This is a genomic window from Devosia sp. (assembly GCF_017744655.1).
Classification (GTDB): Bacteria; Pseudomonadota; Alphaproteobacteria; order Rhizobiales; family Devosiaceae; genus Devosia.
This window is the reverse complement of record NZ_JAGIAW010000008.1, coordinates 110382-127055: the sequence shown is the minus strand read 5'-3', so window position 1 is coordinate 127055 and position 16674 is coordinate 110382. Positions and strand designations below refer to the sequence as shown.

Annotated in this window: 12 protein-coding genes; 3 read left to right on the top strand and 9 right to left on the bottom strand. The window is 62.1% G+C overall.

The genetic code is table 11. The features are described 5' to 3' along the window. The 3 genes from J7557_RS16170 (at position 1) to J7557_RS16160 (ending at position 2851) form a co-directional block, all read left to right on the top strand. The gene (locus tag J7557_RS16170; protein ID WP_291421071.1) at positions 1 to 849 is read left to right on the top strand and encodes an ABC transporter ATP-binding protein; all 849 of its coding nucleotides are present in this window, start codon (positions 1 to 3) and stop codon (positions 847 to 849) included. Continuing rightward, entirely contained in the window at positions 846 to 1676 is an 831-nt protein-coding gene (locus J7557_RS16165) for an ABC transporter ATP-binding protein (RefSeq protein ID WP_291421070.1), read from the top strand. Before J7557_RS16170 ends, J7557_RS16165 begins: the two co-directional genes overlap by 4 nt. A gap of 140 nt (positions 1677 to 1816) precedes the next feature. After that, positions 1817 to 2851, top strand: a complete 1035-nt coding sequence (locus J7557_RS16160; protein WP_291421069.1) for a YihY/virulence factor BrkB family protein — start codon at positions 1817 to 1819, stop codon at positions 2849 to 2851. Here the strand turns inward: J7557_RS16160 and J7557_RS16155 are convergent. The 9 genes from J7557_RS16155 to J7557_RS16115 form a co-directional block, all read right to left on the bottom strand. Then, on the bottom strand, positions 2841 to 3872 hold the full coding sequence (locus J7557_RS16155) for a Gfo/Idh/MocA family oxidoreductase (RefSeq protein WP_291421068.1): 1032 nt from the start codon (positions 3870 to 3872) through the stop codon (positions 2841 to 2843). The two genes, J7557_RS16160 and J7557_RS16155, sit on opposite strands and share 11 nt — an antisense overlap. A 78-nt stretch (positions 3873 to 3950) precedes the next feature. Beyond that, a complete protein-coding gene (locus tag J7557_RS16150; RefSeq protein ID WP_367272910.1) occupies positions 3951 to 6536 on the bottom strand; it encodes an EAL domain-containing protein in 2586 nt (861 codons plus the stop codon). Positions 6537 to 6741: 205 nt separating this feature from the next. Then, the gene (gene ugpC, locus J7557_RS16145; protein WP_291421067.1) at positions 6742 to 7788 is read right to left on the bottom strand and encodes a sn-glycerol-3-phosphate ABC transporter ATP-binding protein UgpC; all 1047 of its coding nucleotides are present in this window, start codon (positions 7786 to 7788) and stop codon (positions 6742 to 6744) included. A gap of 3 nt (positions 7789 to 7791) precedes the next feature. Beyond that, the gene (ugpE, locus tag J7557_RS16140; protein ID WP_291421066.1) at positions 7792 to 8634 is read right to left on the bottom strand and encodes a sn-glycerol-3-phosphate ABC transporter permease UgpE; all 843 of its coding nucleotides are present in this window, start codon (positions 8632 to 8634) and stop codon (positions 7792 to 7794) included. A gap of 12 nt (positions 8635 to 8646) precedes the next feature. Further along, positions 8647 to 9531, bottom strand: coding sequence for a sn-glycerol-3-phosphate ABC transporter permease UgpA (ugpA, locus tag J7557_RS16135; RefSeq protein ID WP_291421065.1), 885 nt, complete (start codon positions 9529 to 9531; stop codon positions 8647 to 8649). Between the two features lie 76 nt (positions 9532 to 9607). Beyond that, a complete protein-coding gene (gene ugpB / locus J7557_RS16130) occupies positions 9608 to 10939 on the bottom strand; it encodes a sn-glycerol-3-phosphate ABC transporter substrate-binding protein UgpB (protein ID WP_291421064.1) in 1332 nt (443 codons plus the stop codon). Between the two features lie 349 nt (positions 10940 to 11288). Further along, complete coding sequence (tsaE, locus tag J7557_RS16125; protein WP_367272909.1) at positions 11289 to 11708, bottom strand: tRNA (adenosine(37)-N6)-threonylcarbamoyltransferase complex ATPase subunit type 1 TsaE; 420 nt, start codon at positions 11706 to 11708, stop codon at positions 11289 to 11291. After that, entirely contained in the window at positions 11709 to 14093 is a 2385-nt protein-coding gene (locus J7557_RS16120) for a PAS-domain containing protein (protein WP_291421063.1), read from the bottom strand. A 459-nt stretch (positions 14094 to 14552) separates the two neighbouring features. Beyond that, positions 14553 to 16598: a methyl-accepting chemotaxis protein gene (locus tag J7557_RS16115; RefSeq protein WP_291421062.1), complete on the bottom strand. Its 2046-nt coding sequence runs from the start codon at positions 16596 to 16598 to the stop codon at positions 14553 to 14555. Between the last annotated feature and the right edge of the window lie 76 nt (positions 16599 to 16674).

Genomic DNA, 16674 nt, shown 5'->3' with positions numbered 1-16674 from the left:
ATGTCCCTTCTCGAAATCAAGAACCTCACCGTCGCCTTCGATACCTCGGTTGGCCTCTTCAAGGCCGTCGACGGCATCGACATTTCGGTCGACAACCGCGAAGTGCTCGCCATTGTGGGCGAAAGCGGCTCCGGCAAATCGGTGGCCATGCTCGCCACCATGGGCCTGCTTCCGGCCAGCGCCCGCGTCACCGCCGACGTCATGCGCTTTGAGGGGCGAGACCTTCTCACCATGTCGGACAGCGACAAGCGGAAAATCATTGGCAAGGACATTGCCATGATCTTTCAGGAACCGATCGCGAGCCTCAATCCATGCTTCACAGTCGGCTTCCAGATCGGCGAAGTGCTCGACAAGCATCTCGGCCTCAAGGGGCGCGCGGCGCATGATCGGGCCGTCGAACTCTTGAACCAAGTCGGCATTCGCGATGCCCAGGACAAGCTAAAAGCTTTTCCGCATCAGATGTCGGGCGGCCAGTGCCAGCGCGTGATGATCGCCATGGCCATTGCCTGTAATCCAAAGCTTCTTATTGCCGACGAGCCCACCACCGCGCTCGACGTGACCATCCAGAAGCAGATTCTCGATCTCCTCGTTGGATTGCAACAGCAGACGGGCATGGGACTGATCATGATCACCCATGACATGGGCGTCGTCGCCGAAACGGCCGATCGCGTCATCGTGCAATATAAGGGGCACAAGATGGAGGAGGCCGACGTGCTCTCCCTCTTCGAAAATCCCCAGTCGAACTATACGCGGGCGCTGCTGTCGGCCCTGCCGGAAAATGCCGTGGGCGATCGCCTGCCCACCGTTTCCGACATGCTGTTCACTGCCGCCCCGGGAGTCTCCCAATGACGACACCCGTTCTTGAAGTCCGCAATCTCAAGCGCGATTACGTCACCTCCGGCGGCTTTCTGAAGCCGGCCAAGGTGCTCCACGCCGTCAAGGGCGTCAGTTTTTCCCTTCAAAAGGGCAAGACCCTCGCCGTCGTGGGCGAAAGCGGCTGCGGCAAGTCGACCCTTGCCCGCATGATCACGCTGATCGACGAGGCGACCTCGGGCGAAATCCTGATCGACGGCATTCCAGCCAGCGCGGCCAATGTGACGAAGGAACTGCGCCAGAAAGTGCAGATCGTGTTCCAGAATCCCTATGGCTCGCTCAATCCGCGCCAGAAGATCGGCGACGTGCTCTCCGAACCGCTGCTGCTGAACACCAGTCTTTCGGCGGCCGAGCGGCGCGAAAAGGCCATGGCCATGCTGACCAAGGTCGGCCTGCAGCCCGAGCACTACAACCGCTATCCGCACATGTTCTCGGGCGGCCAGCGCCAGCGCATCGCCATTGCCCGCGCGCTGATGCTGAACCCAAGCTTCCTCGTGCTCGACGAGCCAGTTTCGGCGCTCGACCTGTCGGTGCAGGCGCAGATTCTCAATCTGTTGAAGGATCTGCAGGACGAGTTTGGCCTGACCTATGTGTTCATCAGCCACGACCTTTCGGTCGTGCGCTACATCGCCGACGAAGTCATGGTCATGTACTTTGGCGACGTCGTCGAACACGGCAGCCGTGACGAGGTGTTTTCGGACCCCAAGCACGACTATACCAAGACGCTCTTTGCCGCGACGCCGCAGGCAGACGTGGAACACATCCGCGCCCGTATCGCGAAGAAGAAGGCTTCCGCGGCATAAGGCCGGCGTCACCAAAAACGCGACTGTCACCCCGGGCCTGACCCGGGGCCCATCCTGAGATCTCAAGATAGGTCCCGGCCTGCGCCGGGATGACAGCCGGTGGCGCGGAGCCAAGCGGCCCCGCACGGCGTTGTCGGATTATGCCGACGCGGACACAATTACTCAGAGCAAAGCAGCATGACCGGGGTCGCAGGGCCACGGCACCGATCGCCATTCCATGGCGCGGCTGGAAGGACATCGCCTATCGGCTCTTCATCGGTTTCACCGAAAACCGCGTGCTGCTTACCGCCGCCGGCGTTGCCTATTTTTTGCTGTTCGCGCTGGTGCCGTCGCTGAGCCTTTTCGTCTCGCTCTATGGCCTCCTCAACGATCCCGTGGGTGTCGTCGACCAGCTCAGCCTCCTCGACGGCATCGTGCCGGCTGGGGGCCTCGATATCATCCGCGAACAATTGGTGCGTCTGACAAGCCAGGACAGTGGCGAACTCGGGCTCGCCCTTGTCATCTCGCTCGTCGCGGCGCTGTGGGGCGCCAGTGCCGGGATCAAGGCTTTGTTCGATGCCATGAATGTCGTCTATGGCGAACAGGAAAAGCGGAACATCTTTCATATCCACCTGCTCGCCCTCGCCTTCATTTTTGGTGGCTTAGTGATGCTGGTGCTGATGTTGGCGGTGATGCTTGTCGTGCCCGCCCTGCTGCAGATATTCGCGCTCGGGGGCTATGAGTGGATCGTGCGGGCCGGCGCCTATGTGCTGATGCTCGTCAGCCTGCTCGTCGCGCTCTCGTCGATATATCGCTGGGGACCGAGCCGCGCGCTCGCCAAGTGGCGCTGGATCACGCCGGGCAGCCTTTTTGCCGCCGTCGGCATCATGCTCATGTCCGCCGGCTATTCCTGGTACGCGGCCAATTTTGCGCGATTTAGCGCCACTTATGGATCGCTGGGCGCGGTGATTGGCTTTCTCACCTGGATCTGGCTTTCGGTCACCATCGTCATTCTCGGCGGTTCGCTGAATTCGGAGAGCGAGCACCAGACGACAGCCGATTCCACCACGGGCGAACCACGCCCCATGGGCACGCGCGGCGCCTATGTGGCCGACACGGTGGGTGGGCGCTGGCCGGCCAAGGGTGGGGAGGCCGCCAAGGAACAACCGGCCAGCGAGGATGTGGCTAGACGTTGACGCGGCGGCCTTCGCGCGAGGAGGCAATGAGCGCGTCGATCAGCTTGTGCACGGCGAGAGCCGAATGGCCGGTGGAAAGCGGCTGGCGCCCCTGCTCTACCGCATCGGCGAAATCCTTGATCTGCGCCATGTGCCAGTCGAACGGAAAAGCCATGGGATCGGCGCCGCCGCCGGAATTGCTGGCTTCGCCGATATTCTCCTCGCGGCCGTCGAACCATTTCAGGTTCAGGTTGCCGCCGGCCAACGTTGCGCTGGCTTTTTCGAAGTTGAGCGTGATGCTCTCGGCACCGCCGGGGAAGAAGGCCGTGGTCGCCATCAGGCCGCCCACCGCGCCGTTCTCAAACTCCAGCCCGCCCGCGACAAAGTCTTCCGTCTCCATTTGATGGAAACCGGTGGTCGCGGCGAGCGCTGTCACCGCCTTGACCGGCCCGGTGAGGCTCAGCATCAGGTCGAGCGAATGGATGGCCTGAGTGATCAGAACACCGCCGCCGTCCTGGGCAAAACTGCCGCGGCCGGGCCTGTCGTAATAGCCCTGCTGCGGGCGCCACCACGGAACGACGAGATGGGCCGCGAAAAGCTTGCCCAGTTCACCACTGGCCACCTTTGCCGCCAGCGCCTTGGAGGCGGCGCGAAAGCGGTGCTGGAAGATGATGCCCAGCGTCACCCCTGCCTTGTCGCAAATATCGACGATACGGGCAGCGGCTTCCGTCCTGCGCTCGACCGGCTTTTCCATCAGCACATGCTTGCCGGCCGCAGCCGCTGCGGCGACGAATGGCTCGCGGGCGTTGGGCGGGGTGAGGATCAGAACCGCATCGAGGTCGGGATCGGCCAGCATCGCTTCATAGCTTTGGGCTGCCGGGAAGCCGTATTGGTCACAAAACTCCTTGAGCGCCGCGGGATCGCGCCGCCAGACGCCGCGCACGTCGATCCGGTCTTTGAGCGCATTGAGCGCCAGTGCATGCGGCTTTGCCGCCATGCCGGTGCCGACCACGCCCAGCCCAAATTTCCTGCCCAGCCCCATTTCCGCTCTCCCCCAAAACCGTTCCATACAAGATAGACGGATGGGTTTAGCGAAATTCCCGGCGCTTGTCGCCTGTTCTTAGCTGGCGTGGCGCCAGCGTTGTTCGAGAAGGAAGGCTTCGAGCGCATCGCGCGGCATGGGTTTTGCGAAGGCATAGCCCTGCAGAATATCGCAGCCGAGATCGCGCAGGATTTTGGCGTGCTCCATGGTCTCGACGCCCTCGGCAACGATCTCGATATCCATGGCCTTGCCGATATCGACGATGGAGGCAACGAGCCGGCGCTGGCCGGGCTCGGTGATGATCGGATCGACCAATTGCCGGTCGATCTTGAGCCGGCGCGGATGCAGCTTTTGCAGCGAAACGATCGAGGCATAGCCGGTGCCGAAATCGTCGATCTCGACGTCGATGCCGAGCGCCTTGATCTGCTCAATGTTCCAGGCGATGACGCCGTCGCTCTCGTCGAGATAGATGGATTCCACCAGTTCAAAAGCGACGCGGCCTTCGGGAAGGTCCATTTCCCGCAGCGCGGCGACGAGGTTTTCGTCGTGGAGGCGGCGCTGGGACACGTTGACCGAGACGCGCGGCACGTTAAGCCCCATGCGGTCCCAGCGCTGAAGGTCCTCAAGTCCCTGCTGGAGAATGGCGTGGTCGATTGCCGCCACCACGCTCAGTTCTTCGGCAATCTCCATAAAACTGTCGGGGCTGCGCAGGCCCAGCGTCGGATGCCGCCAGCGCGCCAGCGCCTCGACACCGACGACATCAAGCGTCCGGGCATCGAACTGGGGCTGGTAGTGGGCGACAAAATCGTTGTTTTCGAGACTGTTCAGAATCTCGTCGGCGACGCGCTTGGTGTTGATCACCTCGGCCTGCAAAGCAGCCGAGAAGAATTCGAAGCGATTGCGACCGCGATCCTTGGCGCGATAGAGCGCGATATCGGCATTGATCAGCAATTGCTCGACATCGATGGCGGGCACCATGGCTGTCGCTATGCCGACGCTGAAGCCGCAGCGGCATTCATGGCCTTCATGCATGAGCGGTTTGCGCATGGCGTCGACGAGCCGCCCTGCGAGACGGGCCAGGCCCTCCTCGCCATGCCTGTTGCTGGAGACGACGACGAATTCGTCGCCGCCGATGCGGGCGACGAAATCGGTGTCGCGGCAGCTTTCGCGCAACACCTTGCTGGCATGGATGAGCATGGCATCGCCCGCGGCGTGGCCCAGCGTGTCGTTGATCTGCTTGAAGCGATCGAGGTCGATATGCAGCAGCGCAATGGTGCCGGTGTCATCGAAACCGCCGGCGGCATTGCTGCGCAGCATTTCGTCGAGATAGCGTCGATTGGGCAGGCCGGTCAGGCTGTCATGGAGCGCATTGTGCTCGATGCGGACGCGCGCCGCTTCAAGCTCGGTGTTGCGCGCTTCGGTCAGGGCCTTGGCGCGGCGCAGGTCTTCGCTCAGCGCCACGTCGGCCGTGACATCCCAATTGATGCCCATGACGCGGTCATCCTCGCCGGGCGAGCGATAGAGCACGGCGATGGAGCGGATATGGCGCGTCGTGCCATCGGGCAGCACGATGCGGTAGTCGGACTGGTAGCGGCCATTGGCGATGGAGGTGCGGAATTCGCCTTCCGCCCGCGCCTGATCCTCTGGATGAACCACTTTCTGCCAGTGGTCATGGGTGCGTCCGCCGCTATCGGCCGACATGCCGTAGATTTCATTGGTGCGCGCGTCCCACACTTCCTCGCCGGTCGCCAGATCCAGTTCCCACAGCCCCACTTTCGAGGTTTCAAGGGCAAGGTTGAGGCGCTGGGTCTGCTGGGTCAGTTCGGCCTCGCGGGCGCGCAACTGGGCGATATAGTCGTGGCGCTGGCTGATCATGCGGCCGGCAATGATGAAGGGCAGCAGGATCAGGCAGCCGGCAAGGAAGATGGCGCCGCGCAGCATGAACTGGCTGGTCATACTCGATTGCCAACCGGCCTTGGGCACCGCGGCGATCTGCCAGCTGCCGCTGGGCAAGGTGACATTGGCGAGCACCGGCTGGCGGCCGGTGAGGCTCTCGCCATAAAAGAGTTTTCCGTGGCCGCCCTGGCTATCATGGCCGGTGATGGAAATATCGAGATCGCCGACCGATTGATCAAACAGGCCGCTATCCATGTAGAGCCGGTCGGTATCGATGACGGCGGAGACCACGCCCCAGAATTTCTTCCAGCCGTCTTCAGTCGTATAGACCGGGAAGCGGCCGACAAAGCCGCGTCCGCCCTGGACGAGGTCGACGGGCCCCGCCAGCACCATCCGGCCGGTAAAGAGCACCTGCTGCACCGCATCCCACTGATTGGGCGTCTGGCGATAGTCGAGGCCGATGGCCCGCTCATTACCCTGCAGCGGATAGGTCATGCGGATGACAAGATCGGGGGCGGCGGCGACCGAGCGGAGCTGGCTGTCTTCCTCGAAGAGATTGCCGACCAGCGCGTCGAAGCGCGCCTGGTCCATATCGGGTTCGGTCGAGATGACCGAGACGAGGCCCCGCACCAATTGCACATTGCTCGACACATGGCCTTCGAGCTTGGCGCGAATGACCGCGATGCGACCGAGGACTTCGGAACGGGCCCGCTCCTGATTGATGGTCTCGGCCTGCCGATCGAGCACGAGCCCGGCAGCGACGACCACCAGAAACGCCAAAAGGGCGGGCAGGAAACTTGTCCGCCGCCACTCCCGGTTCTTTTGCCTAGCCGCACCGAAACCCATACTGCCCATATGCCCACACGGACCAATACTGGTCTCTGGAGGGCATAGTAGTGGGCTGGGATTGACCAGTTCCTTACCGGGCCTACGCAATTAGACGCTTGGTAAATATCTGGCAAAGCCCGTGGGATCAGTCGGTGCGGCGGCCCGTTGCAGTATTGAAGGGGTGTAGCGCAGAAAGCGGCAGGACGAAATCGAGCACCTCGCCTTCGCTCAGGGTCGAAGGCCCTTCGACGACGATGATCACCGCCTGGTCGAGACCTTCGGCGCGGACATAGAGGTGGCTTTCCCCGCCGACCGGCTCGATCAGTTCGACCACGCCGAACATATGCAGGCCCGCGCCGCGACCAGCCTCGATGCGGTCGGGGCGGATACCGACGATGTCGGTGTTTTCCGGCAGGGTCGTCGAGAGGTCCTGTCCCGTCACCCGGCTCAGCGCCTCGAGCTTGAAAAGGTTCATCGGCGGCGAGCCGATGAAACCGGCAACAAAGAGCGAAGCGGGGCGATCATAGAGCTCGATGGGCTTGCCCACCTGTTCGATGCGACCGGCATTCATGACCACCAGCCGATCCGCCAGGGTCATGGCCTCGAGCTGGTCATGGGTCACATAGACGCTGGTGGTTTTCAGGGATCGCTGCAGGCGGCGAATTTCGATGCGCATCTGCCCACGCAGTTTCGCATCGAGATTGGATAAGGGCTCGTCGAACAGGAATGCCTTGGGCTGGCGCACGATGGCGCGACCCATGGCGACGCGCTGGCGTTGACCACCCGAGAGCTGGCGCGGCTTGCGTTCGAGGAAGGGCGCGATTTCGAGGACGCGAGCGGCTTCGTTGACGCGGCGATCGATTTCCTCGCGCGGCGTGCCGCGGTTCTTGAGGCCATATTCGAGGTTTTGCCGCACGCTCATATGCGGATAGAGCGCATAATTCTGGAACACCATGGCGACGTCGCGCTCGGCCGGTTCCTTGCGGTTGACCACTTCGCCACCGATGGAAATCGTGCCGTCAGTGATGGTTTCGAGCCCGGCGATCATGCGCAAAAGAGTGGACTTGCCGCAGCCCGAAGGCCCGACGAGCACGACCATTTCGCCATCCTCGATATCGAGATCGAGGCCATGAATGGCGGTGACATTGCCCTGATAGGTTTTCTTGACTTGGGAAATCTTGATCGGAGCCATGACTTATTTCTCGGTTTCCACGAGGCCTTTGACGAACAGGCGCTGCATGAAGATGACGATGAGGATCGGGGGGAGCATGGCCAGCACCACGGAAGCCATGATGAGGTTCCATTGCGGGTCGGCATCGGCAACGGCGGCCATGCGCTTCACGCCCATCATGAGCGTGTAATAGTTGCGGTCGGTGGTCACCAGCATGGGCCAGAGATACTGCATCCAGCCGAAGATGAAGAGGATGACGCAGAGCGCGGCGATGTTGGTACGCGAGAGCGGCAGCAAGATATCGCGGAAGAACTTCATCGGTCCGGCGCCATCGACGCGGGCGGCTTCCATCAGTTCATCGGGAATGGTCATGAAGAACTGGCGGAAGAGGAAGGTCGCGGTCGCCGAGGCGATGAGCGGCACGGTGAGCCCGAGATAGGAATTGAGCATCCCCAGATTCGCCACCACCGAATAGGTGGGAATGATGCGCACTTCCACGGGCAGCATGAGGGTGATGAAGATCAGCCAGAACGCGAGGTTCCGGAACGGGAACTTGAAATAGACGATGGCGAAGGCGGAAAGGATCGAAATGGCGATCTTGCCCGCCGTGATGATCACCGCCATCCAGAGCGAGTTCCAGGCCATGACCCAGAAGGGCGGCAGGCCGGGCGTCTGGTGGGTCAGCGTGAGCATGAGATTGTCCCACAAATGCGCGCCAGGCCAGAGGGGCATCATGCCGCTCGACATGGCGGTCGCATCATGGGTTGCCGCCACCACGGCGATATAGACGGGGAAGACGATGACGGCGACGCCAGCGATCAGCACCAGATGGGTGAGGAAAGCAAGAAAGGGTCGGTTTTCTACCATTTGTCCTTGTCCTCAGTACTGCACGCGCCGCTCGACATAGCGGAACTGGAGGAAGGTCAGGCCGATGACGAAGAGCATGAGGACGACCGACTGGGCCGAGGAGGAGCCGAGATTGAGGCCGATAAAGCCGTCGGCATAGACCTTGTAGACGAGGATATTGGTCGCCTGGTTCGGGCCGCCTTGCGTCGTGGCATCGATGGTGCCGAAGGTGTCGAACATCGTGTAGTTGACGTTGACGATGAAGAGGAAAAACGTCGTCGGGGAGAGGAGCGGCAGGACGATGGTGAAGAAGCGTTTCACCGGCCCTGCCCCGTCGATGGCGGCGGCTTCGGTCAGCGACTGCGGCACCGATTGCAGGCCAGCAAGAAAGAACAGGAAATTGTAGGAGACCTGTTTCCAGCTCGCCGCGACGATGACCAGGATCATGGCCTGGGTGCCATTGAGCTTGTGGTTCCAGTCGACCCCGAAAAAGCTCAGCATATAGGGCAGGATGCCCGAGCTCGAATTGAACATGAACCACCACAGAATGCCAGCAACGACCGGCGCCACAGCATAGGGCCAGAGCAGAAGCGTCGAATAGGCATTGGCGCTGCGCACCAGGCGGCTGACCGCGACGGCGAGCAGGAGGCCCATGCCCATGGAAAGCACGGTGACGGCGACGGCGAAAAGCGCCGTGCGGCCGATGGCATCGAGATAGAGCGGGTCCTGGAAGAGACGCTGATAGTGCAAGAGGCCGACAAAGGTGCTGGCGAGTCCGAAGGGATCTTCGCGCAGGAACGACGACTGCACCGCCTGCCAGGTCGGCCAGATGAAAAACACCAGCGTGATCAATAGCTGCGGCATGACAAGCGCATAGGGCAGCGTCTTGCTGGGAAAGGTTGTGCGCTTCGTTTCCACGAATGGCCCCGCTTCCAGAAAAGCAAAAAGACGAAAGGGCAGGCCGGAACGATCCGGCCTGCCCAGAGATCAGGATTTACTGAGCGTTGGACGCTTCAAAATCGCGCAGGAGCTGGTTGCCGCGGCTAACGGCGCTGTCGAGGGCTTCCTGGGCGGTCTTGCTGCCCGAGAGCAGCGCCTGGAATTCTTCGTCGACGACGTTGCGGACCTGGGTGAAGTTGCCGAAGCGAACGCCCTTGGAATTGGCCGTCGGGGTACCACGGGTGATCTGGTTGATGGCAACATCAGAACCCGGGTTCTGGGCATAGTAGTCCTGGCTCTGGCCCAGTTCATAGGCGGCATTGGTGATCGGCAGATAGCCGGTGAACTGGTGCCAGGCGGCCTGGACTTCAGGCTGGCTGAGATAGGTGAAGAACTTTGCGGCGCCCGCATATTCTTCGGTCGACTTGCCGTTGAGGACCCAGAGGGTGGCGCCGCCGATGATCGAGTTCTTGGGCTCGGCGATCACGTCGTCATAATAGGGCAGCGGGGCAAAGCCGACTTCAAAGTCCTTGGCATTGTTGATGACGCCAGCGCGCGAGGCCGACGAGTTCATCACCATGGCGCATTCCTGGGTGTAGAAGAGCGGGCCGGCATCGGCACCGCCTTCCGGACCGCCATATTTGAAGAGGCCGGCATCGGACCAGGCCTTGAGATTGTTCCAGTGACGGGCCTGGACTTCACCGTTGAAGGTGAATTCGGTGTCGAAACCGGCAAAGCCGTTTTCCTTGGTGCCGAAGGGCTGATCGTGGATGGCCGAGAGGTTTTCGGTCTGGATCCAGGTCACCCAGCCGGTGGTGAAACCGCAGGTGGCGGCGCCCGATTCAACGATCTGTTTGGAGAAGGCTTCGACATCGGCCCAGGTCTTGGGCGCGACTTCCGGATCAAGGCCGGCTTTCTCGAACACGGACTTGTTGTAATAAAGGATCGGGGTCGAGGAATTGAAGGGCAGCGAGAGAATGTTGCCTTCCGGATCCGAATAATAGCCGGTCACGGGAGCCAGGAAACCCGACGGGTCCCAGGGTTCGCCCTGGTCGGCCATGAGCTGGTAAACCGGATAGACGGCGCCCTTGGCGGCCATCATGGTGCCGGTGCCGACTTCGAAGACCTGCACGATGGCCGGCTGTTCATTGGCGCGGAAGGCGGCAATGGCCGAGGTCAGCGTTTCGGCATAGGTGCCCTTGTAGACCGGCGTCACGACATAGTCGGACTGGCTGGCATTGAAGTTGGCGGCGATTTCTTCGAGCTTGGTGCCCAGCTCGCCGCCCATGGCGTGCCACCAGGTGACTTCGGTCTGCGCAAAGGCGGCCGAGGTGGAAAGCATCAGCGAAAGGGCAGCAAGCCCGGCAACGCCGTTCAGGTTCTTCATGTCTTGTCTCCCGTCGGACCGGATCGGCGCGTGGCCGTCCGGCTCCTGCCAGACTTCTTGAAAAGTGAAGCGCCTGGTGCTTTCGGGCGAAAACCGAAGCCGTTTCGACAAACCGAAAGTTCAAGCGCGCATTCCGGACTCCCCATTTGAAAGGAAAGCGGCGTGCGAGCCCGATCTATTGGCCGCGATTAACGTCCGCGTGACGGTGACATGTCAGTTCGGTGACTGTTGAAACCACTGGGCGGCCGCCAAAAGGAAGCGCCGATCTTTCAAGGTCTTGGCGGGCGGCTGGGCCGTTCGTCGCGACGTGCGTTTTCATCCGAAAGCGGCAAAGGCCCGCGGAAGACCGCTAGCGGCGGACGAGGACCAGATTTCGCCCGGACCCGCCGGGCGGAATGGCGAGGGCGATCACGATGTTGGCGGCATCGGCCACATGGGCTGCGCGTTCGGCCCATTCGACGAGCACGAAAGCACCGGCATTATCGAGAAGCCCGAGTTCGTCGGCTTCGGCCGCATCGCCAAGCCGGTAGAGATCGGCATGCAGCACCGGGCCGCGGGGCGTCTCATAGGGTTGCACCAGGGCAAAGGTGGGCGAAGGGACTTCGAGCTCGGGATCGCCCGCGAGCGCGCGGATAGTAGCGCGCGCCAAAGCCGACTTTCCGGCGCCGAGTTCGCCTTCGAGGCTGACGATATCGCCGGGCCGCAGCATATCTGCCAGTTCCTGCCCAAAGGCGAGGGTCGCCGCGTCATCGGCAAGGAAGCGCTCCATTTACTCGGCGACGCCGGCAAGCGCGCTGTCACGCGGCAGATTGACGACGATGCGGCTGCCGCGCGGTTCGCGCTGCTGGGCCGAAATCGTGCCGCCATGGAGATTGACGAAGGTGCGCACGATGGAAAGGCCAAGACCGGCACCGCGAAGACGTCCACCGGCGCTCGGCGTATCGAGACGCGTCAAAATGGCGGAGCGCAACTCGTCGGTGAGGCCCGGGCCTTCATCGTCGATGATGAAAAGGATGCGGTCGGCACGATGGGTGACCGAAAGCCGGATTTCTCCGCCGGGCGGGGAGAAGCGCGCGGCATTGGAGAGGAGATTGTAAAGCACCTGCACGATGCGCGTGCCGTCGGCGATGAATTCGGGCAGGTTCGGCTCGACCTCGACCACGAGATTGGTGGTATTGCCCGAAACTTCGGGGAAGCTCGCCGAAAGACCGGCCCGCGCTTTGTCGATCAGCACCGAAACGTCGAGCGGTTCGGGATTGAGCTCGGCAATGCCGGCATCGACCGAGGCGAGGTCCAGGATATTGTCGATCAGCACGCCCAAGGTCACCGAAGAAGCGCGGATATATTCGATGTAAGCTTTTTGCCGCTCGTTGAGACTGTCGCCCTCGGTGCCGGCGAGCAGGTCGGCAAAGCCGATGATATTGGTCAGCGGGCTGCGCAATTCATAGGAGACGTTCTCGACGAAAGCGTCCTTGAGGCGGTCGGCGGTGACCAGCGCATCGTTGCGTTCCTTGAGGACCTTTGAATAGCTCGCGCTTTCGGTCACATCGAGGAAGGTCATCATGGTCTGCCCGTCGGGCAGACGGGTGGTCGCATAATCGAGCAAACGCCCATCGGTGCGCTCGATACGCCCGGCCTTGTCGGTACGAGTGGGGTTGAGGTCGATGATATTGCGCTTGAGGTCGGACCAGATTTTGGCGCCATCGGGCAGGACCTGGCCCGAGGCATCGGCGATCTGATCGATATGGGGATTGGCACCGAGCGCGTTCATCGGCAGCTTCCAGAGCGCGGAGAGGCGCGGATTACTGAGCGTCAGCCGGCCATTGGTGCCGAACACGGCCACGGCTTCGGAAAGCGAATTGATGGTTTCGCGCTGCACATTGGTCATGGCCTTGTTGGCCGATTCCAGTTCCAGACGCTCGGTCAGGTCTTCGAAGACATAGATCACGCCACCATGTGTTCCGGCCGGAGCAGAAATGACTTTGATAGTGCGGCCATCGGGCAGGTGCCAGGGCTCGGCTTCGAATGGGGCCTTGCGGCCATAGCTCTCGAGATGTTTGGCGCGCCAGGTGTGGTAGTCGACCTGATTGGGCAGCATGCCCTCGGTGCGCAGCTTGTCGAGAATGGCGCGCTCGTCGAGGCCGGGGGTAAGGAATTTGCGGTCGAGATTCCAGAGGGCGGCATAGGCTGGATTGAACTGGATCAGTTCGCGCCGCGCATTGAAAATGGCGATCGGGGTCGCCAGCGCGTCGATGATCCCGGCGATATGGGCAAAGCTTGGTTCACCCGCCTTGTCGTCGCTGACGACGAGGGGTTCGAGATAGCCAGCGCGGCCTTCGGCAACCGGCACATCGACCAGTTCGAAATCGCGACCCTTGCCCAGCGATACGCGCTGGCGCACCGGTTCTTCATGGCCGCGGCATTGCGCCAGATGGGCCTGCAACTGCTTGGCATCGAGCAGTTCGGCCGGCGTTTCGGCGCTGACCGGTTTGCCGAGGGCCCGGCAGAGATCGAGATAGGGCTGGTTGGCAAAGACCAGACGACCACTCGTGTCGCGGAGGAATGCCGGCTGGTTGAGCAGATCGAGCAGCGCCAATAGGCTTTCACGATCCTCGGCATTGGTAGGCGGGGCATCCGTCCCCGGCTGCGCAAAGGCGGGACGCAGGCGCAGGGCCGCACCACCCCCCGCAAGCCAGCCGGTCGCGCGGATGAGCCGGCCATCGAGCGCCTTGACGCTCGCATTGAAGGGCCGCCCCTCGACGCGGAGTTGTTCGACAAGTTGCGCCAGATTGTCGGCTTCGCTGCCGGAAAGCCAAGTATCGAAATTGAGCACACTTTGCGGCTGGCGCCCAGGCGGCAGGACCGCGGCGGCCTGGCCGAGAAGGCGCGGCGGCGTGCCGGGCTGTTCGGGCCAGATGACGGTCAGTTCGCGGCTGCCGCCGATGAGATTTTCATAATCGTCGACCAGGGCGCGGAGATCGGCGATCTGCTCCTGAGACTGCCGTTGGGCCTTGCGCCCATCGCGGGAAAGCTTGCGCAGCGCGGAGACGGCGACAAGGGCGAAGCCGCCCGCGCCAAGCACCACCGCGACCGGCACGATGCCGCCCAGATTTGTCGTGGAAGCGCCCTGAGCGAAGGCCGGGACAGCCGTCATCAGAGTGAGAGGAGCAGACGCTAGAAGTGCGAATCTCCAATGCTTCCGGAATAGATCCGGCGCCATATATAGCCCTCGCTTCTTATGTTTCGCTGCAAGTCCGGCAGAGCCGGTACGCGTGCACATGAGACAGGCGCCCAAACGCGGAAACCCTCAAACGAGGATTCCAGGTGCCCCCGAGCCGGTTACGTGTCCCCCGACAACCGAATCGCCTCACCATACCGAGGTGGAGAATCGGGAAAAAGAGTCCTTATGGCTGTGCTTTGCGGGCAAAGCGCGAAGGAAGCGCTTGACCGAGAACGAACTAGAAACGATTTGTTAACCATTCGGACCGGTTCGGGCTAGACAGGTCACCTTTCTGCTACCGATAGGCGATCAGGGATTCTGCCACCAATGCGCCCAAACGAAAACTCCCCAGCCATGGGCCGGGGAGTAATGTGATCGACCAGGGTCCAAAAATCAGAATTCGGACCAATCGTCTGATTTCACCGCGGCATTGCCATGGCTGAGATAGGCTGAAGCCGCCTGCTTGACCTTGCCCTGAAGCGCCTTGATGCCGTTGGGGCGGGTGGACGGGGTCGGTTTGGCCGCGACGGCGGCGCGGGCTGCACGCGCGGAGTCGATGGCGAAGACATCGACGATATGGTCGAGCTCGGTTGCCTGGGCCTCGGTCTGCTCGATGGCCGCATTCACCTCTTCCACCAGCGCCGCATTGTGCTGGGTCATTTCGTCCATCTGGCGGACGGCGGTGTTGACCTCATCGATGGACGACGCCTGTTCGCGGCTGGCGCTGGCGATATCGTCGAGGAGCGCACTATTGGCGCGCACCGCTTCGAGCATGGCCGAAAGCTTGTCGGCGGCGCTGGCTACGAGCTTCGAACCGGTGCCGACTTCCTGGGCGCTCTGCTCGATAAGCAGTTTCACATCCGAGGAAGCGGTCGCGGCCGACTGGGCGAGGCGACGAACTTCCACGGCGACCACGGCAAAGCCCTTGCCGGCTTCACCGGCACGCGCCGCTTCCACCGAAGCGTTGAGAGCGAGCAGGTTGGTCTGGAAGGCGATGTCGTCGATCATGCCGATGATATTGGAAATCTTGGCCGAGGACTGGGTGATCCGCTCCATGGCCTGATTGGCTTCGCTCATGACGCGGCCGCCATCTTCGGCCACCAGCGACACGGCATTGGCCTTCTGGCTGGCGTCAGCCGCCTTCTTGGCGTTTTCCGTCACGGTCTGGGCAAGTTGCTCCATGGTGGCGGAGGTTTCCTCGATGGTCGCTGCCTGGCGCGTGGTGCGCTCGGAGAGATCATTGGCGCCGGAGAGGATTTCGCTCGTTGCCGATTTCAGCGTGCCCGAAGTGCCGCGCAACTGGCCGACGATGGACGTCAGCTTGTCGGCCACTTCGTTGACGTCGGACTGGAGCTTTGCAAAGGCGCCGCGATGCTGGCCTTCCATGCGACGGGTCAGGTCGGTATTGGCGAGGGCCGAAAGCACGGTGCCGGTTTCATCGAGGCCGCGATCGACGCTGTCGACGAGGTTGTTGACCGACTTGGCGAGACCATTGAGCTCGGCATCGGGGAAGGTCGCCGGCACGCGCTTGGAAAAATCGCCGTCGATGGCCGAATCCACCACATCGCCAAAGGCGCGCTGCAGCTCGACCATCATCTTCTGCCGCTCTTCGCTATCGCGAATGATACGGGCAGCTTCCGCCTCGGTCATTTCCGCGACCTTGAGGCCATTTTCACGGAAGACTTCCACGGCGCGCGCCATGGCACCGATTTCGTCGCTGCGATTGGCGCCGACCACCTCGGTATCGAACTGGCCATCGGCCACCTTGTCCATGACATCGGTGAGACGGGCGATCGGCGTGGTGATGGTGCGGGAGATGAGGAAGGCGACGCCGGAAACGACGAGGGCGACGATAAGAGCGATCAGCCCGGTTTCGATCAGGCTATGCTGGGCGGCAGCGCGCAGGTCGTCGATATAGACGCCGGTGCCGACGACCCAACCCCAGGGCTCGAACAATTTGACATAGGTGCGCTTGTCGACCGGCGGCGTGTCGGGCGTGCGGGCCCACTGGTATTCGATGAAGCCCGAACCGCTCTTCTTGGCGATCTCGATCATCTCCGCGACGAATTTCTTGCCCGTGGGATCGGCCATTTCCGACTGGTCCATGCCGACCATTTCGGGCTTGACGCCATGCATGAGCATGATCGCGTCGAGGCCGTTGATGAACATGTATTCGTTGCCGCGATAGCGCAGGCTCTGCAGGGCGCTCAGCGCCTCGGCCTTGGCGGCTTCTTCGGTCAGCTCGCCGGCCTGGGCGCGCTTGTAGAAGCCATCGACGACGGAGACGGCGGAGTCGGTAATGGATTGGAGTTCGGCTGCGCGCAGCTGGTCACGCGTCGCATTGATCTGCTGCATGTTCATCCAGCCCATGACGGCCAGCGACACCACAGCGAGGCCGACCAGCAGATAGATGCGGCCCGCGATGTTGAGTTTAAACATTCCTATGCCTTCTCACACCTTCTGGTGTGTCGTTATCCGTGACGCTTGGGGCGCGGGGATAAAGGCATGCAGAACC